Here is a 17,487-nt window from a genome sequence, read left to right as displayed (position 1 = left end):
CAACGGCACCTGACAGGTGCCGTTTTGTTTTTTAAATTTAATTATCTTTTTGTGTGGTGAAGCGAACGTAAGCTAGCCCAAAGCAAATTGCAGGAACCTCGAAGCAGATGATTGGTAGTTTAGTAAAGAGCATTTTTGGAAGTCGTAACGACCGGATAATAAGCAAACTTGGCAAGCAAGTTGACAAAATAAATGCGCTAGAAGCTTCTTACGAAAAGCTGTCTGACGATGAAATCAAAGCTAAAACAGCTGAGTTTAAAGAGCGCCTAGCGAATGGCGAATCTTTAGACAGTATTTTAGTTGAGGCGTTTGCAACTGTACGCGAAGCGAGTAAGCGTGTGTTTGGTATGCGCCATTTCGACGTGCAGCTTATTGGCGGTATGATTCTTAACGACAACCGCATTGCCGAAATGCGTACTGGTGAAGGTAAAACCCTAACCGCTACATTACCTGCGTATTTGAACGCCCTTACCGGTGGCTGCGTGCATGTTGTTACCGTGAACGATTACTTGGCGCGTCGTGATGCTGACTGGAACCGTCCTCTATTTTCGTTTTTGGGAATGACCGTTGCTTGTAACGTCGCAGGCATGCGCCCACAAGAGAAGCAAGAAGCCTATCAAGCAGACATTCTATACGGAACGAATAACGAGTTCGGTTTTGACTACCTGCGCGACAACATGGCATTTTCACCGAAAGAGCGTGTGCAACGCGAACTTTATTACGCCATTGTCGATGAAGTTGACTCGATTCTTATCGACGAAGCTCGTACACCATTGATTATTTCTGGCCCTGCAGAAGACTCTTCTGCGCTTTACAAGCAAATCAACCAGTTAGTGGGCGTGTTAAAACGCCAAATGGTTGAGGAAACTAAAGACACTGAAGTTGCTGAAGAAGACCGCGCAGACTTCACGATTGACGAGAAAGCACGCCAGTTACATTTAACGGAGCAAGGCCAAGAGCGAATCGAAGATATCCTTCGTGAAGCCGAGTTATTAAAGCCAGAAGATTCATTATATTCTGCTGCCAATATCTCATTGTTGCACCATGTAAACGCTGCATTACGTGCGCATCATTTATTTAAGCGCGATGTTGATTACATAGTTAAAGACAGCCAGATCGTTATTGTTGACGAACATACTGGTCGTACTATGGAAGGTCGTCGTTGGTCTGAAGGTTTACACCAAGCTATTGAAGCAAAAGAAGGTGTATCGATTCAAAACGAAAACCAAACATTGGCGTCGATTACATTCCAGAACTATTTCCGTTTGTACACTAAGCTAGCGGGGATGACTGGTACAGCAGACACCGAAGCGTTCGAATTCCAGGATATCTACGGGTTGGAAACAGTGGTTGTTCCAACCAACAAACCTATGATTCGTGACGATCGCGGCGATTTGATCTACCTAACTGCTGCAGAAAAATACGACGCCATTATTAAAGATGTGAAAGAACAACGTGACGCAGGGCGCCCGGTATTGGTGGGTACGTCATCAGTAGAAAGCTCGGAATTAGTTTCTAAGTTACTGAAAAAAGATAAAATCAAACACAAAGTACTGAACGCGAAGTATCACGAGCAAGAAGCGGAAATTATCGCTCAAGCCGGTCAAGCTGGCGCTGTAACCATTGCCACGAACATGGCGGGTCGTGGTACTGACATTGTACTCGGCGGTAACTTACAAACAGAGCTCGACGCTTTAGAGAATGCAGACGAAGCTAAAGTTGCTCAAGTTAAAGAAGATTGGCAGAAACGCCATGACGCAGTTATTGAAGCGGGTGGCTTGCACATTGTGGGTACCGAGCGCCACGAATCTCGCCGTATCGATAACCAGTTGCGCGGACGTTCGGGCCGTCAAGGTGACCCTGGTTCTTCTCGTTTCTATTTGTCACTCGACGACAGCTTAATGCGTATTTTTGCGTCGGACAAAATGGGTGCGATGATGAAGCGCTTAGGTATGAAACCTGGCGAAGCTATTGAACACCCATGGGTTTCAAAAGCTATTGAGAATGCTCAACGCAAAGTGGAAGCGCGTAATTTTGATATTCGTAAACAGCTGCTTGAGTATGACGATGTTGCCAATGACCAACGTAAAGTGGTTTACGAACAGCGCAATGAGTTATTAAACGAAGGCGATATTAAAGAAACCATCGAAGTGATTCGCGACGATGTATATAACGTGGTTATTTCTGAGTACATTCCGCCAGAGTCGTTAGAAGAAATGTGGAATGTGAAAGGCTTAGAAGACCGTTTGCGTGCGGACTTTGATCTAGATTTACCGATACAGCAATGGCTTGATGACGACGATAAGTTATTTGAAGAGCGTTTACGCGAACGTATCATTGAGGAAGCGGCAACTGCCTACCAAGAGAAAGAGCAACAGGTAGGTGAGAAGGTTATTCGTAACTTTGAAAAAGCCGTAATGCTACAAAGCCTTGATACCCACTGGAAAGAACACTTGGCTGCAATGGACCACCTGCGCCAAGGCATCCATTTGCGTGGTTATGCTCAGAAGAACCCGAAACAGGAATATAAACGTGAAGCGTACAACCTGTTCATGGATATGCTCGAAGGCTTGAAGGTCGATGTTATCGGGATCTTGAGTAAGGTTAAGGTTCGTGCTGAAGAAGACGTAGAAGCGGTTGAAGCGCAGCGTCGTAAGTCTGAGGAAGCGCCAAAGGAGTACAAGCATGAGTCTGCCCCGACTTCAGGCGGAGATTCAGCAGCTAGTGAAGGTGCGCAAACTGTTGTGCGTGAAGGCGCGAAGGTAGGGCGTAATGATCCTTGCCCTTGCGGTTCAGGTAAAAAGTACAAGCAGTGCCACGGAAAGCTAACCTAACCAATTAAGTTATTGCGTAATAAATACAGCGGTGTGACTGTTACAGTGACACCGCTTTTTTATAATCCGAGGACAATATTGTGAAACGAGTTCATGTTGCCGTTGCTGTTATTGTAAATAACGAACAAGAAGTTTTGCTTAGCTTTCGTGCAGCAAACCAGCACCAAGGAAATTTATGGGAATTTCCAGGCGGAAAAGTGGAAGTGGGTGAAACGGTACAACAAGCCTTAACTCGAGAATTGCTAGAAGAGTTAGCTGTAGAGGTGCGAAGCGCTGAGCCCCTTATTGAAATAAGTCATGACTATGGTGACAAGACAGTGCTACTAGATGTTTGGTGGAGTGAGGACTTTAGTGGAGAACCTCACGCGAATGAAGGGCAACCTTGGAAGTGGGTGCCTCTTCATACGTTGTCAGATTATGAATTTCCTGCGGCGAATGCGCCTATTTTAGAAGCCATCAACCGAAGAGTCGGATTCGTTGGCTGAGGGAGGAAGCTCTTCCCCTGGAATTCTTTTTTCCTCACTTGCCCATTCACCCAAATCAATGAGTTTGCAGCGTTCGCTGCAAAATGGACGGTACTTCGCTTCAGATGTCCACTTTACTTTGGTATCGCAAGTGGGGCATTGAACTGTAGTTGTATTCGGCATGGTTCCTCTAAATTTATTTAATGGCGCGAGCAAGCTCTAAGTACTTTGCGTGGAGCTCATCGACTTGTTTGTTCAAAAATGACTGAGGGCCGCTATTATCGATAATATCGTCGGCTTTTTCCAATCGTTCATTACGACTTATTTGTGCTTTAATAATCGATTCAACTTGTGTTTGGTTTACTTTGTCTCTTGCGGAGGTTCTTTCGATTTGAATATGCTCCGGCACATCGACGACAAGATCTCGATGTGTGATGGCATCTAGATTATTTTCAAACAATAGAGGGGCACTCAGAATAACGTACGCAGATTGTGCGGAACTTAGTGCATCTACGATATGTTTGCGTATAACCGGATGCATCAGTTGGTTTAGCTTGGTTTTTTCGTCTGGGTTAGAGAAAACGATTTCCCTGAGTTGAGCACGGTTGATACTCCCATCTTCGTTGATTACTTTGTCGCCAAAGTGTTTAGCAATTTCAGTAAGTAATGGGGAACCCACGGTAACTACTTCTCGTGCGATAATGTCAGCGTCGACAACCTTGATGCCTTTTTCTTCAAACAGGGCACTTACAGACGATTTACCACTTCCGATACCACCGGTTAAGCCAACAATAAATTGCGTTGAAGGAAGGTTGGGTGAAGTCATGTATTTAATTCCCAATACCAAGTATAGATTTCTGCACCCCAAAATAGAGCAACTACACCTGCAGCGGCAATAAATGGACCAAATGGCATTGCTTGTCCCGCCTTAGACTTCTTTAACAACAGAAAAGCTATGCCAACGAGGGCTCCAATGACTGATGACGCCAACACAATAAAAGGTAAAAACTTCCAGCCAAGCCACGCGCCAAGAGCGGCTAGCAGTTTAAAGTCTCCGTAGCCCATACCTTCTTTACCGGTTGCTAGCTTGAATAGCCAAAATACAGACCATAAAACCAAGTAGCCTGCTGTGGCACCGATAATAGAGTCGATGGGAGAGATAGGGAGAACGGAGATGCTGAGAATTAAGCCGAGCCAAATAAACGGTAATGTTATTTGGTCGGGTAACAGCATTTCATCGAGGTCGATACAGCTTAGCGTAAGTAGAATGAGTAGAAATGCGACATAGCTAAGTGCCAATAATGTAAACCCAAACTGGTAAACCGAGGCCCAAGTCAAACATGCAGCAGCCAGCTCTACGATTGGATAGCGAATAGAAATTTTTGCGCTGCAATGTCGGCACTTTCCACGCTGGAGCGCATAACTCAATACGGGGATATTCTCATACCAACGCAGTGACGTTTCACAATGAGGGCAGCGTGAGCCGGGTACTGCTAGATTAAACTTGTCAAATTGCGGAGGTGCTTGTTTTGTCGATTCGGCGCAGTCTATTTGCCACTGCCGTTTTAACATTACGGGTAGGCGCGCAATAACCACATTGAGAAAGCTGCCCACCATTAGGCCAAATAAAAAAGCGAATACCTGGGCTAGCATGGGTTCTTGTTGTAATAGTTCTAACACGCACTTTCTCCTTGGTGAAAAGACAATGTTACCCCACTGTTTGCCCTAACTGAAATAGCGGAAGATACAAAGCCGCCATTAAGCCAGCCGTAATAAGACTCATAATACTAAGCATGATGTGCGGAATAACTTGTAAAAGATGCTGCTGCCGCTGTTGTTGGGTGCTTTCAAGCTGATGCACCACAAGTCGAAGTTGTTGAGTGAGACGGCCGCTTTGCGTACCTATGGTTATCATCGCGGTAAATCGTTCGGGTAGACGTAATAACTGAAATATACGCTCTATGGGTTGACCGCGATGGACAAACTGGAGGGCTGTGAGCCACAGGTAGGTACGAAGTGTGCATTTAGAGTGAGTGGAAAGTGTTCTGCAAATATCTTGTATGGGCATATTTTGCTCAAGCCCTTTGAGCATGAGCCCTAGCTCGATTGCTGTAGCTTTTAAAAACATGGGACTCAATGCGTTAGAGAGCTGCCAAATCTTAGATTTCAAATAGAAGCTGTTTTTCCATAAACGAAGCGCGCCATTGAGCAATAAATAGAGACTTGATGCAATTAAAGTTATGACGGCAAGGTCTTGCAGCGTATAAAAATCACTGGGGTTTAATATAACCCGAGTAAGTCCAGGTAGTTCGGCCCCTGTTTGTGCGTATAGATTGGCGAACCTTGGGAAAATAAAGAACTTGAGTCCCAGAATAAGCATAACGCCTAAAATTAAAACCATCACAGGGTAGGCCATCGACTTCTTTAGCTGTTGGTAGCTGTAAAGTTGATGTTCGAAGTCGTCGGCAATATCTTTAAGCACGGCCTCTAATGAACCGCTTTGTTCGGCGAACTGTATTTGTCGTATGACATGGGTGTCTTTGGCGAGGAAACTGCGAAGTAATCCTTGGGATAGAGGACGACCTTGCTCGACCTGCTGTATGCAGGAATGCGAAAGCTGACACTCTTGCTGTGTCGTTCCATGCATCAATAAACTATGTAATGCTGCATGGTGGTCAAACCCAGATGCGACTAATTGATGCCAACCGTGGAACCAACGCCAACAGGCACGCAAATACACAGATTTAGTCTTCTTTAAGTCGGGTAAAGTTCGAACAGACTTTACGTGGTGCTCTTGTTGCCAGAGTTCGATAATGAGTAATGACTTACTTTCTGCCAAGCGTACGCCCGAATGATCTGCGGTTCGCCACTTCAACCATTTCAATGTTCGCATACAGTTTCTTGACCGTTTCCTAATGCATTTTTGATTTGATTCCAGCAGTTGCTGCTGTTTGAGTGCGCGAGTAGGGCATGACTAAGCTGCTCGGTCATGGGGTTTATGTCGAACACACCCTTTCGTTGTTTGCCAATAGTCACAAGGCGTTGGTTCATCAACAATCGTAACGAACTAGCAATTTGCACTGCTGAACATTGCAGCTGCAATAGCCTGACAATGGCAGCAAGTCCATTACTCGCATGCAGTGTGGCGAGGACTAAATGCCCTGTTTGAGCCGCTTGTAGGGTTACTTCCGCTGTTTCTGCGTCTCTAATTTCTCCTACCATAAGTATGTCGGGGTCTTGTCTGAGTAACGCTCTTAGGCATTGCGCAAAAGAGCGATGGAAGCTGGAGTTCACCTCTGTTTGGTTTACACCGTCTATCGGAACTTCGACAGGGTCTTCAACGCTACTGATGTTAAGGCTGGCATTATTGAGCGATTCTAACATGGCATACAGCGTTGCGGTCTTACCGCTACCTGTAGGACCTGTAGTTAAAATCAGCCCGTGCGAATGAACGAGCTGTTGCTGAACTATTTTGAGTTGCTCGGGTAGCATTCCCAAATGGTCAAGGGATATCAATGTACCCTGCGTGTTCAGCAGACGTACCACTGCTTTTTCACCCCAAATGGTGGGCATAACATTTAAACGGCAATCTATATTTTGGTGTTCAACTGCCAATTGAAACCTACCGTCTTGTGGTGTTTGGCGCTGAGTCACGTCCATATTGGCCGCATTTTTTAACGCTGCAATGCACTGAATACCCTGTGATTTAGGTAGTTTTTCCACAATAGACAAGCGGCCTAAAATCCGAGAACGAACTATGAGGTGTTCTTTCGACGGCTCAAAATGCACGTCGGAGGCTTGCGTTTGGCAGGCATTCACAATGAGTTCGTGAAGGGCTTTAGGTAGGTTAGCGGTTTCCATAGGTTAACCCTCTAATGAGCCAATACAACGAGAGATGCGAGGTTGAAGGGTGAAGTCAGAACAAAAGACTTGCCATGAAATTTGAGTGTCGGTTGTTTGGGGTACTAACTCTACTTGAATCGGCTCTCCGGTTGTGTCGGTTGCCGCTAAAGTGGCAGCAATAGAGCCAGTATTGGAGCCGGAAGCTATTGCTGTAATACCTTCTGGAAAAATTGATGGTGACGCCGGTATGCCTTGTGTACCTAACTCATTGCAACTATTAAGCGTCCCATACTGCTGCCAACACAGCGTAATTCCAGTTTGCCACGGCTGTAAGCCGAGTAAGGCTGTTGTGGCGCGAGAACGTTGGGTGTAGTCGGTGAACGCTGGAATAGCGACTGAGCTCAGGATGCCTAAAATGGCCACAACCACCATGAGCTCGATTAAACTAAACGCCCTTTGTTTGATACTTGCTTGATTCACACTCACCTCCTTGTTTGCGAACAAAGAAGGTATAGTGTTTAAGGTAAAAGGTAGCGAACTTAAGTGAGCTATTTCAGCAATAGCTCACATGCTTTTCGGCTTAGGTTTCAATAAACCTCATGGATAAGTCTAGTGCTTGTACGTGTTTGGTGAGCGCCCCTGAGCTTATGTAGTCGACGCCCATAGCTGCATAGTGAGCCAGTTGATCGGCGGTGACATTGCCTGAGACTTCTAATTTAGCTTTTCCATGGGCTTGCTCAACAGCGGAGAGAATGTCTTGGTCGGAAAAGTTGTCGAGCATAATAACGTCGGCACCTGCTGTTAACGCCTGTGTTAATTCCTCCAAACTTTCTACTTCCACTTCTACCCATTTACTCGGCTGGTTGATACGAGCTTGTGATACTGCTGCATCAATTCCCCCGCAGGCTGCGATGTGGTTTTCTTTAATCAGGTACGCGTCGTACAAGCCGATTCTATGGTTGGTGCCACCACCACATTGTACCGCATATTTTTGCCCTAACCGCATACCTGGTAGCGTTTTACGAGTGTCTAATAACTGTGTCTGACTGCCTTTTAAATGCGTCATAGCACTTGCTACGGCGCTTGCAGTACCACTGTAGGTTTGCACAAAATTGAGTGCGGTGCGCTCGCCCGTAAGTAAGCTTCGTGCAGAGCCTTCTAATGTGAAAAGAGTTTGGTCTTCATGGACGTTGTCACCGTCATCAACATGCCAAGTGATGCTCACCGTGTTGTCGAGCTGGCGGAATGTTTCATTCACCCAAAGCTTGCCGCAAAATACGCCAGGTTCGCGCGTAATAACCCGAGCCAGTGCTTGCTGCTCACTGGGGATTAACATGGCAGTAATGTCGTGCTCACCAGAAATAGAAACAGTGTCGGCAGGCAACCCTAAATCCTCTTGTAATGCGCGGGTAACTTCCTGCTGCACAGAGTCTTCTAATTCGGGCGTAATAACGGGTTGAACTGCATTAGTCATGTAATTGTCTCGGTCTTAATTCTAGGGGTAAGAAGTGTTTTTGCGCTGACGAATCGTGAGTTGCCCGTCGCGCTGATTGAATTCTAACGCGCGAAGGGCGCTCATGCCTAGCAGTATATGCTCACTGTCGTAGTCGGGTACTACACTTGCGGCCACGCCTGTAAGTTGAATTTCTCCTAATTGCAGCGTGTTCACTTCGGTTTGATAGGCTGTGGCAATACCGTTGGCGGTTTGTACTCGAATCGGCGTGCCTTGTTGCAGATTAAGCCGCCGCGCGAGCCGTCCTGGTATAGCTACTTGTGTTGCACCCGTGTCGAGTAAAAAGGTGACCGGTTCATTGTTGATATATCCATTGGCAACGTAATGCCCTGCACGGTTCTGTTGCAACACCACAACAGCGTCTGAACCTTGTTGATAGGTTTCTACCTGTTGATTCGGATTGAACTGAGCTTCGAGTGCGTCATTAAAAAACCAATACAATAGGCCCAACGCAGCAATCCATGCGAACCAGTTAAAGAATTTTCCGATTTGTGCAGTATTGTCGTTTGTACCGTTCATCTTTTGTATGCTCAATGTCTGATAACTCGATCTTCTCGCAAAGGTGTCGTTATAATCAACTCAAGTTAAAATAAATTATACCCATAGTGATTAGGGAAAGATCTTGAAGATTCAACAACACGTTGTAAAAGAGGGTGTCTTTCGAGCGTCACCACACGCAGACGAAAGGCCAGATAGTAATGATATAAGTTTGCTGGTTATTCACGGCATAAGTTTGCCTGCGGGGCAGTTTGGTGGTCCTTATATTGATGATCTATTTATGGGATGCCTAGATTGTAAAGCCGATAGTAGCTTTGGTGAGCTTGAAGGATTGCGGGTCTCGGCGCACTGTTTAGTAAGAAGAAACGGGGAAGTGATTCAATACGTTCCATTTGACCGTCGAGCGTGGCACGCAGGTCGCTCAGCGTTCAAGGGGCGAGAGCGTTGTAACGACTTTAGTATTGGTATTGAACTTGAGGGAACGGACACCACACCCTACACTGATTTGCAGTATGAGAAATTAGCTGAACTCGCGGCTGCCATTATGCTCGACTATCCAGACATTACGTTAGATCGTATAGTGGGGCACGAACACATTGCTCCAGGTCGGAAAACAGACCCAGGCGAAGCTTTTAATTGGTCACGCTTTATTGACGAAGTTCGTCAATGCGTAAAAAGGACAACTGAATGATCGTATTTTCTTTATTTTTAGCTTTGGCTTTAGAGAGGCTTCGTGTCACGCCTGCAGGTTGGGAGCTGGACGAGAAAGCCCGCAGTTTTGATGCTTGGCTAACAGGGCATCGAACCTTTGGTAGTGCGCGGCAAAATACAACATTTGGTCCCTTTCTGCTTCTTATTCCTGCGTTTATATTAGCTATTTTACTACTGATGAGCGACCAGAGTTTACTTCTGCTGCTTGTTAATGTGTTAGTACTTACTTTGGTTATTGGCTGCAGAAACAAAAGAGATGCAATGCGTGAATGGTTTTTGGCAGTGCAAAGAGAAGATTTAGCAAGCCAAAAGGAACAAGCGGAAAAATTTTTAGGTGATGGGGCCGGTCCGGGAGCCTCTATAGGTGACCATATTTTATGGCTTAACTTCCGTTTTTACTTTGCGGTAGCTCTTTGGTTTGTGCTGTTAGGAGCGCCAGGTGCTTTAGCTTATGCGTTCTTCCGAGCCAACGCAGACCGCGTAGGTGCATTCATGGACTGGATTGACTGGATTCCTAGTCGTGTAGCTAGTTTCGCATTTTTGTTAGTAGGTAATTTCTCGAAAGCGCTACCGGTTTGGCTGGAACATTTAACTAAAGTAGAAGCTTCACAAGAAACATTGCTCACCATTGCCCGTTCCGCAGAGGAAATACCCAGCGGTGATGTTGCGGTAAACGCCGAGCCAGAGGCAATGTTGGCATTAGCTAGAAGAAGTACTATTTTGCTTTTGGCTGCTATTGCACTCGCCACACTGTTTGGTTGGGTGGTATGACCATTGGCTGAAAACTCAAGATTCCAATAGGCGGTACTAGAAAGATTATAGCAATAGCGTTATAATTTTCTGGAAAATTGGTAAGACCAAATAACCAGAGGGTATGCGCAAACCATGGTTGCTGTTGGAAAAATCAAGCACACCAAGCTTTCAGACGTCATTGTTGGCCAGATGGAAGCTCTTATTGTTGACGGGACATGGCCCGCCGGCACGCGCTTGCCTGCTGAACGAGAACTAGCGCGGCAATTCGAAGTTTCCCGACCTTCATTACGCGAAGCTATCCAAAAGTTAGAAGTGCGTGGTTTAGTTAGCCGTCGCCAAGGCGGAGGCACCTATGTTACCGGTGCTCTAAATCAGCAGGTTTCTGACCCTTTATTCGACTTACTCTCTCGTCATCCGGAATCACAATTCGACTTACTAGAATTTCGTCATGCGCTGGAGAGTGTGTCTGCTTATTTCGCAGCGCTTCGCGGTACCGACGACGATCTTGAGCGAATTAAAGAGAGTTTAGCTACGGCTACCCAGTCGGAATTGTCGGTAGAAGCGCAAGCTGATGCGTTAGTTAAGTTTTATACCACTGTGGCGGAAGCTTCGCACAACTTGGTGTTGTTACATTTAGTGCGAGGCATGCAGTCGGTACTACGAGACAATATTTTTAAGAATCTAGAACAGCTACAAAACCGTAGTGATGTTCGAGAGCAGTTGCATGTTCATAGGAATGCTATGGTTAAGGCTATTACGGACAGGCAACCTGAACAAGCGCGAGAGGCGTGCCATGCGCATCTTGCCTACATTGAAAATATTCTTTTACAACTGAATAGAGAACAGGGGCGTCACGAGAGAGCGCTCAGACGATCTCAGGACACAGTGTCCTGAATCACGAATTTTAAGTGAAAGGAGCCGTTATGGCAGAGCATGATCATAAAGATGTCGATCCACAAGAAACGTTAGAGTGGGTAGAAGCGCTAGAGTCAGTATTAGATGCTGAAGGTCCGAAGCGTGCGCATTATATTTTAGAACAACTTATTGATAAGGCACGCAGAAGTGGTGCTTACCTACCTTATCAACCGACAACAGCTTACTTGAATACTATTCCGGTAAGCCAAGAGCCGGTAATGCCAGGTGACCAAACGCTTGAGTCTAGAATTCGTGCTGCAATTCGTTGGAATGCGTTGGCTATGGTGTTGCGAGCTTCTAAGAAAGAGCTTGAATTAGGCGGACACATCTCGAGCTTCGCTTCTTCTGCGATGCTTTATGACGTTGGTTTCAACCACTTCTTCCGTGCGCCAGGGGAAGATGGCGGCGACTTCCTATTTATTCAGGGACATGCGTCTCCTGGTATCTACGCGCGTTCATTTTTAGAAGGCCGTATTACTGAAGAGCAGCTAGACGGTTTTCGCCAAGAGGTAGACGGAGAAGGTTTGCCGAGTTATCCGCACCCGAAACTTATGTCGGACTACTGGCAGTTCCCAACGGTGTCTATGGGTCTTGGTCCGATGCAGGCGATTTACACCGCACGTTTCTTGAAGTATCTGACCGACCGCGGCATTAAAGACTGTTCTAATCAGCGCGTTTACTGCTTCCTCGGTGATGGTGAAGTAGATGAGCCAGAAAGTTTAGGTGCTATTGGTCTTGCTAGTCGTGAAGGCTTGGACAATTTGACGTTCGTGATCAACTGTAACCTTCAACGTCTAGACGGTCCTGTGCGCGGTAACGGTAAGATCATTCAAGAGCTTGAAGGCACATTCCGTGGCGCAGGCTGGGAAGTGATTAAAGTGATTTGGGGGCGTTATTGGGATCCTCTTCTTTACCGTGACACTGAAGGCAAACTTGCTGAAATTATGCAAACGAGCGTGGACGGTGAGTACCAAAACTATAAAGCGAAAGGCGGAGCATACACCAGAGAACATTTCTTCGGAAAAACTGAAGAAACTAAAGCTATGGTGGCCAACCTTTCCGACGAGGATATTTGGCGTTTGAATCGTGGTGGCCACGATCCAGTTAAGGTTTATGCTGCATATAACAAAGCCGTAAATACGAAAGGTCGCCCACAAGTGATCTTAGCGAAAACGGTGAAAGGCTACGGCATGGGTTCTGCTGGTGAAGGTAAGAACGTAGCGCACCAAGTGAAGAAAATGGATATGGACGCCATTAAACACTTCCGTGACCGTTTCAATATCCCAGTGAAAGACTCTGAGCTTGAAGACATTCCGTACTACCGCTTCCCTGAAGACAGTGAAGAGCTTAAATACTTGCGCGAACGCCGTGAAAAGTTAGGTGGTTCCATGCCTGTGCGTCGCCAAGAAGCAGACCAGACTCTAGAAGTTCCAGGTTTGAAGGCATTTGAAGCTGTTCTGAAAGGTTCTGGTGATAGAGAAATTTCAACCACAATGGCATTTGTACGTGTTCTAACAGCAATGTTAAAAGACAAGAAAATTGGCCAACGTGTTGTGCCTATCATTCCAGACGAAGCTCGTACTTTCGGTATGGAAGGTTTGTTTAGACAAGTAGGTATTTACTCGAGCCAAGGCCAGAAGTATACGCCGCAGGATGCCGACCAAGTTGCGTATTACCGCGAAGATAAAAAAGGCCAAGTTCTGCAAGAGGGTATCAACGAGCTAGGTGCTATGGCGTCTTGGGTCGCTGCGGGTACGAGTTACTCGACCAACAACGAGCCCATGATACCGGTTTATATTTACTACTCGATGTTTGGCTTCCAACGCGTTGGTGACCTTGTATGGGCCGCTGGCGACAGCCAAGCAAGGGGCTTCTTAATTGGTGGTACAGCGGGCCGTACAACGCTTAATGGCGAAGGCTTGCAGCACCAAGACGGACACAGCCACCTGCATTTCGGTACTGTTCCAAATTGCGTAACTTACGACCCAACCTACGGTTATGAAGTGGCCGTGATTGTACAAGACGGTATGCGTCGTATGTTCGCAGAGCAGGAAAATGTTTTCTATTACATCACCGTGATGAATGAAAACTACAAACAACCAGAAATGCCTGAAGGCGCTGAAGAAGGTATTTTGCGAGGTATTTACGAGCTAGACCAAGTGAAAGCCACTAAGAGTGCCGGTGAAGTGCGTTTAGTTGGTTCTGGTACTATTTTACAGGAAGTGCGCAAAGCTGCAGATATCTTGAAAGATAAATACAACGTGAGCTCTAAAGTTTATAGCGCAACCTCGTTTAACGAGCTAGCGCGTGACGGCTTGGATGTTGAGCGTTACAACATGCTCAATCCTTCTAAGAAAGAGAAGAAGGCATTCGTTACAGGTGTTCTTGAGAGTGGTAAGGGTCCTGTAATCGCTGCAACAGATTATATGAAGTTGTATGCGGACCAAGTACGTGCATGGGTTCCGGGATCGTACCGTGTGTTAGGCACAGACGGTTTTGGCCGCTCAGACAGCCGTGACAACCTACGTCGTCACTTCGAAGTGAACGCTAACTATGTAGTTGTTGCAGCGCTTGCTGAACTTGCTAAGTCTGGTGATATCGAGAAAAAAGTGGTGACCAAAGCGATTAAAGACTTGGGCATCGACGTTGAAAAAATTAACCCGCTAAACGCATAAGGAGTAGATGATGGCAGATTTAAAAGATGTCCTCGTACCCGACGTAGGCGGGGAAGCGGTTGAAGTTATCGAAGTCTTAGTCAATGAAGGCGATACGGTTGAAGTAGAAGACGCGCTAGTTACAGTGGAGAGTGATAAAGCGTCTATGGATATTCCTGTACCGTTTTCAGGCACCGTTAAGTCGTTAAAAGTGAAAGTTGGCGACAAAATTAGCGAAGGTGACTTGCTAGCGCAGCTTGCTGCTGAAGAAGAGTCACAAGATGAAGCTAAGGAAGAAGAGCCTGAAGAAGAAGAGCAAGATAGCTCTTCTGAATCGGAAGACAAAGGCGATACAGAGTCTTCAGATTCAGAGCAAAGTGACACAGAAGAAAGCTCTGGAAGTAGTTCAGAAACCGAGTCAGAAACGATTGAAGTTAAGGTTCCTGATATTGGCGAGTCTGGTGAAGTTGAAGTCATTGAAGTTTTGGTTGCTGAAGGCGACGAAATTGCGGTTGAAGACGGCTTAATCACACTTGAAACCGACAAAGCAACGATGGACGTACCTAGCCCTAAAGCAGGTAAGGTTGTGTCGTTGAGTGTGAAAGTTGGTGACAAGGTTAGCGAAGGCTCGGTAGTTCTGAAATTAGAAACACAGAGTGAGCAAAGTAGCTCTTCAGAGTCTAAGCCTGAACCTAAAGAGGACGAGTCCAAAACTGAAAAACAGTCAGAGCCAGAAAAGGAAGAGAAGTCGAGCAAGTCGGATAGGAAGCCTCCGGTACCAGATCACCCATTAGGGCGTAAGGAAAAAGGCGGAAAACTACCTCATGCTTCTCCTTCTGTGCGCAGGTTGGCTAGAGAGTTTGGCGTAGAGCTTGAAAACGTAAAAGGCTCGGGACCAAAAGATCGTATTTTGAAAGAAGATGTGCAGTCTTATGTGAAATATGAGCTTTCTCGTCCGAAAGCCTCTGCCGCACCAGGTGTTGGTGGAGAAGGTGGCTTGCAAGTTATTGCGCCACCTAAAGTCGACTTTAGTAAGTTTGGTGAAATTGAAGAAGTGCAATTGACACGTATTCAACGTATTTCAGGTCCAAACTTGCATCGCAATTGGGTCACCATTCCTCACGTGACGCAATTTGATGAAGCTGACATTACAGAGCTTGAAGCATTCCGTAAAAGTGAAAACGAACAGCTTGCAAAACGCAAAGCCGACGTTAAATTCACGCCGCTAGTGTTCATTATGAAGGCTGTTGCGAAAGCATTGCAGGAATTCCCTGTGTTCAACTCGTCATTGCATGAAGACGGTGAGCACCTGATCATGAAGAAGTACATTCATATTGGAATTGCAGTAGATACGCCAAACGGTTTGGTTGTTCCGGTGATTCGCGATGTGGACAAGAAAGGAATCGTGGAGCTTTCACGTGAACTGACTGACGTAAGCTTGCGTGCTCGCGACGGAAAACTGAAAGCTGCAGATATGCAAGGTGGCTGCTTCTCCATTTCAAGTTTAGGTGGTATCGGTGGTACTGCGTTTACTCCAATCGTAAATGCGCCAGAAGTTGCCATTCTAGGTGTGTCAAAGAGCGACATAAAACCGGTTTGGAATGGATCAGAGTTTGAACCGAAGCTGATGTTGCCATTGAGCTTGTCGTATGATCACCGTGTGATCGACGGAGCCGTTGCAGCACGATTCACGGTTTATCTGAGTCAGGTATTGTCAGATATACGCAAAATTATTCTGTAAATTGAACCACGTCTTGCCGTTTGGGCAAGACGTAGCGGTTATTTCTCGTTACAATATGGCTCGCGATTCGGGTCAACGTGTCGAAACCGTACTTTGACTGAAATAATAGGGGTCAACATGAGCAATGAAGTTAAAACACAGGTAGTGGTTCTAGGCGCAGGTCCTGGCGGCTACTCTGCAGCCTTCCGTGCTGCTGATTTAGGATTAGACGTAGTATTAGTAGAGCGCTACAGCACCCTGGGTGGTGTATGTTTGAACGTGGGTTGTATCCCTTCAAAAGCGCTTTTGCACCTAGCTAAGCATATTGAAGATGCGAAACATCTAGGTGACGCAGGTGTTGAATTCGGCACCCCGAAAATTGATTTAGACAAGATTCGTGAGCACAAAGACAAAGTGATTGGCCAACTTACGGGCGGCCTTGGACAAATGTCTAAAATGCGCAAAGTAAAAGTAGTTACCGGTAAAGGTGAATTTACGGGAGCGAACGAACTTAAAGTTGTGGGTGAAAAAGAAGAAACCACGATTAAGTTCGACAACGCTATTATTGCAGCTGGTTCTCAGCCTGTTGAATTGCCATTTATCCCTCATGACGACGACAGAATTTGGGACTCAACAGATGCACTTGAGTTACCGTTTGTACCGAAGAAAATGCTTATCTTGGGCGGTGGTATTATCGGTCTAGAAATGGGCTGCGTATACAATGCGCTAGGTACCAAAATGGACGTGGTTGAGTTTATGGACCAACTTATTCCAGCTGCCGACAAAGATTTGATTAAAGTATTTACCAAGCAGATGAAGTCGAAGTTCGAGAACATCATGCTGGAAACAAAAGTAACTAAAGTTGAAGCGAAAAAAGACGGCATTCACGTTACTTTTGAAGGTAAAAACGCTCCAGAAAAACCGGTTAAATACGACGCAGTACTTGTTGCTGTAGGTAGAACACCGAATGGTAAGAAAATTGCTGCAGACAAAGCAGGTGTAAATGTTGACGACCGTGGCTTTATCAAAGTTGATAAGCAGATGCGTACCAACGTAGACAACATTTTCGCGATTGGCGACATTGTTGGCCAGCCTATGCTTGCGCACAAAGCTGTTCATGAAGGGCACGTAGCAGCGGAAGTTATTTCTGGTAAGAAACATTACTTCGACCCGAAAGTGATTCCTTCAATTGCTTATACTGATCCAGAAGTAGCATGGGCAGGCTTAACCGAGAAAGAAGCGAAAGAGCAAGGTATTGCGTACGAAGCAGCAACTTTCCCTTGGTCTGCTTCTGGCCGTGCAATCGCATCGGGCGCTACCGATGGTTTCACTAAGCTTATCTTTGAAAAAGAAACACACCGTATTATTGGTGGTGCTATGGTTGGTTCTCATGCGGGCGAACTTCTTGGTGAAGTATGCTTAGCGATTGAAATGGGAAGTGACGCAGAAGACATCGCACTTACTGTTCATGCTCACCCAACGTTGCACGAGTCTGTTGGTTTAGCTGCAGAAGTGTATGAAGGTTCTATTACTGACTTGCCAAATAAAAAGGCAAAAAAGAAGTAATAGATAGATAAAGCTT

General features: G+C 46.0%; 16 protein-coding genes. 8 read left to right on the top strand and 8 right to left on the bottom strand.

The genetic code is table 11. The annotated features are described in order from the left end of the window. The first annotated feature begins 107 nt into the window (after window positions 1-107). A complete protein-coding gene (gene secA, locus EYQ95_RS07015; RefSeq protein ID WP_111915189.1) occupies window positions 108-2,834 on the top strand; it encodes a preprotein translocase subunit SecA in 2,727 nt (908 codons plus the stop codon). A gap of 80 nt (window positions 2,835-2,914) precedes the next feature. Beyond that, a complete protein-coding gene (gene mutT, locus EYQ95_RS07010) occupies window positions 2,915-3,319 on the top strand; it encodes an 8-oxo-dGTP diphosphatase MutT (RefSeq protein WP_111915188.1) in 405 nt (134 codons plus the stop codon). On the opposite strand, the gene yacG is transcribed toward mutT, so the two are convergent. The 8 genes from yacG to EYQ95_RS06970 all read right to left on the bottom strand — a co-directional run bounded on the left by yacG (window position 3,281) and on the right by EYQ95_RS06970 (window position 9,173). Next, complete coding sequence (gene yacG / locus EYQ95_RS07005; RefSeq protein ID WP_111915187.1) at window positions 3,281-3,481, bottom strand: DNA gyrase inhibitor YacG; 201 nt, start codon at window positions 3,479-3,481, stop codon at window positions 3,281-3,283. The two genes, mutT and yacG, sit on opposite strands and share 39 nt — an antisense overlap. A 13-nt stretch (window positions 3,482-3,494) precedes the next feature. Next, window positions 3,495-4,124 carry a dephospho-CoA kinase gene (gene coaE, locus EYQ95_RS07000; protein ID WP_111915186.1) on the bottom strand — a complete coding sequence of 210 codons (630 nt, stop codon included), beginning with the start codon at window positions 4,122-4,124 and terminating at the stop codon, window positions 3,495-3,497. Beyond that, window positions 4,121-4,978, bottom strand: a complete 858-nt coding sequence (locus tag EYQ95_RS06995; RefSeq protein WP_343142076.1) for an A24 family peptidase — start codon at window positions 4,976-4,978, stop codon at window positions 4,121-4,123. Before EYQ95_RS06995 ends, coaE begins: the two co-directional genes overlap by 4 nt. 28 nt (window positions 4,979-5,006) lie before the next feature. Next, window positions 5,007-6,191: a type II secretion system F family protein gene (locus EYQ95_RS06990; RefSeq protein WP_111915185.1), complete on the bottom strand. Its 1,185-nt coding sequence runs from the start codon at window positions 6,189-6,191 to the stop codon at window positions 5,007-5,009. Further along, window positions 6,179-7,159, bottom strand: a complete 981-nt coding sequence (locus EYQ95_RS06985) for a GspE/PulE family protein (protein ID WP_111915184.1) — start codon at window positions 7,157-7,159, stop codon at window positions 6,179-6,181. The genes EYQ95_RS06990 and EYQ95_RS06985 overlap by 13 nt, the downstream gene beginning before the upstream one ends. A gap of 3 nt (window positions 7,160-7,162) precedes the next feature. Further along, the gene (locus tag EYQ95_RS06980) at window positions 7,163-7,621 is read right to left on the bottom strand and encodes a prepilin-type N-terminal cleavage/methylation domain-containing protein (RefSeq protein ID WP_165831959.1); all 459 of its coding nucleotides are present in this window, start codon (window positions 7,619-7,621) and stop codon (window positions 7,163-7,165) included. Window positions 7,622-7,721: 100 nt separating this feature from the next. Then, complete coding sequence (gene nadC, locus EYQ95_RS06975) at window positions 7,722-8,615, bottom strand: carboxylating nicotinate-nucleotide diphosphorylase (protein ID WP_111915182.1); 894 nt, start codon at window positions 8,613-8,615, stop codon at window positions 7,722-7,724. A 21-nt stretch (window positions 8,616-8,636) separates the two neighbouring features. Continuing rightward, window positions 8,637-9,173, bottom strand: coding sequence for a TIGR02281 family clan AA aspartic protease (locus EYQ95_RS06970; protein WP_111915181.1), 537 nt, complete (start codon window positions 9,171-9,173; stop codon window positions 8,637-8,639). A 103-nt stretch (window positions 9,174-9,276) separates the two neighbouring features. Between EYQ95_RS06970 and ampD the strand changes: the two genes are divergently transcribed. The 6 genes from ampD to lpdA all read left to right on the top strand — a co-directional run bounded on the left by ampD (window position 9,277) and on the right by lpdA (window position 17,471). Further along, a complete protein-coding gene (gene ampD / locus EYQ95_RS06965) occupies window positions 9,277-9,843 on the top strand; it encodes a 1,6-anhydro-N-acetylmuramyl-L-alanine amidase AmpD (RefSeq protein ID WP_111915180.1) in 567 nt (188 codons plus the stop codon). Further along, window positions 9,840-10,634 carry a regulatory signaling modulator protein AmpE gene (gene ampE / locus EYQ95_RS06960; RefSeq protein WP_111915179.1) on the top strand — a complete coding sequence of 265 codons (795 nt, stop codon included), beginning with the start codon at window positions 9,840-9,842 and terminating at the stop codon, window positions 10,632-10,634. The genes ampD and ampE overlap by 4 nt, the downstream gene beginning before the upstream one ends. Window positions 10,635-10,748: 114 nt before the next feature. Continuing rightward, a complete protein-coding gene (gene pdhR, locus EYQ95_RS06955) occupies window positions 10,749-11,510 on the top strand; it encodes a pyruvate dehydrogenase complex transcriptional repressor PdhR (RefSeq protein ID WP_111915178.1) in 762 nt (253 codons plus the stop codon). A 29-nt stretch (window positions 11,511-11,539) separates the two neighbouring features. Continuing rightward, window positions 11,540-14,206 carry a pyruvate dehydrogenase (acetyl-transferring), homodimeric type gene (aceE, locus tag EYQ95_RS06950; protein ID WP_111915177.1) on the top strand — a complete coding sequence of 889 codons (2,667 nt, stop codon included), beginning with the start codon at window positions 11,540-11,542 and terminating at the stop codon, window positions 14,204-14,206. Window positions 14,207-14,216: 10 nt separating this feature from the next. After that, complete coding sequence (gene aceF, locus EYQ95_RS06945; protein ID WP_111915176.1) at window positions 14,217-15,926, top strand: dihydrolipoyllysine-residue acetyltransferase; 1,710 nt, start codon at window positions 14,217-14,219, stop codon at window positions 15,924-15,926. Window positions 15,927-16,043: 117 nt separating this feature from the next. Next, complete coding sequence (gene lpdA / locus EYQ95_RS06940; RefSeq protein ID WP_111915175.1) at window positions 16,044-17,471, top strand: dihydrolipoyl dehydrogenase; 1,428 nt, start codon at window positions 16,044-16,046, stop codon at window positions 17,469-17,471. Window positions 17,472-17,487 lie beyond the last annotated feature (16 nt).

It is taken from the genome of Lysobacter sp. N42 (genome assembly GCF_004344885.1).
Note: the sequence above shows the minus strand (reverse complement) of the source record. Positions and strands in the feature narration are given on the sequence as shown.

What these genes read in the sequence shown, in the direction of transcription:
- EYQ95_RS06970 (WP_111915181.1), bottom strand. Translation starts at nt 9,173, where the DNA reads ATGAACGGTACAAACGACAATACTGCACAAATCGGAAAATTCTTTAAC.
- aceE (WP_111915177.1), top strand. Translation starts at nt 11,540, where the DNA reads ATGGCAGAGCATGATCATAAAGATGTCGATCCACAAGAAACGTTAGAG.
- pdhR (WP_111915178.1), top strand. Translation starts at nt 10,749, where the DNA reads ATGGTTGCTGTTGGAAAAATCAAGCACACCAAGCTTTCAGACGTCATT.
- nadC (WP_111915182.1), bottom strand. Translation starts at nt 8,615, where the DNA reads ATGACTAATGCAGTTCAACCCGTTATTACGCCCGAATTAGAAGACTCT.
- secA (WP_111915189.1), top strand. Translation starts at nt 108, where the DNA reads ATGATTGGTAGTTTAGTAAAGAGCATTTTTGGAAGTCGTAACGACCGG.
- lpdA (WP_111915175.1), top strand. Translation starts at nt 16,044, where the DNA reads ATGAGCAATGAAGTTAAAACACAGGTAGTGGTTCTAGGCGCAGGTCCT.
- EYQ95_RS06990 (WP_111915185.1), bottom strand. Translation starts at nt 6,191, where the DNA reads ATGCGAACATTGAAATGGTTGAAGTGGCGAACCGCAGATCATTCGGGC.
- coaE (WP_111915186.1), bottom strand. Translation starts at nt 4,124, where the DNA reads ATGACTTCACCCAACCTTCCTTCAACGCAATTTATTGTTGGCTTAACC.
- aceF (WP_111915176.1), top strand. Translation starts at nt 14,217, where the DNA reads ATGGCAGATTTAAAAGATGTCCTCGTACCCGACGTAGGCGGGGAAGCG.
- EYQ95_RS06985 (WP_111915184.1), bottom strand. Translation starts at nt 7,159, where the DNA reads ATGGAAACCGCTAACCTACCTAAAGCCCTTCACGAACTCATTGTGAAT.
- yacG (WP_111915187.1), bottom strand. Translation starts at nt 3,481, where the DNA reads ATGCCGAATACAACTACAGTTCAATGCCCCACTTGCGATACCAAAGTA.
- ampE (WP_111915179.1), top strand. Translation starts at nt 9,840, where the DNA reads ATGATCGTATTTTCTTTATTTTTAGCTTTGGCTTTAGAGAGGCTTCGT.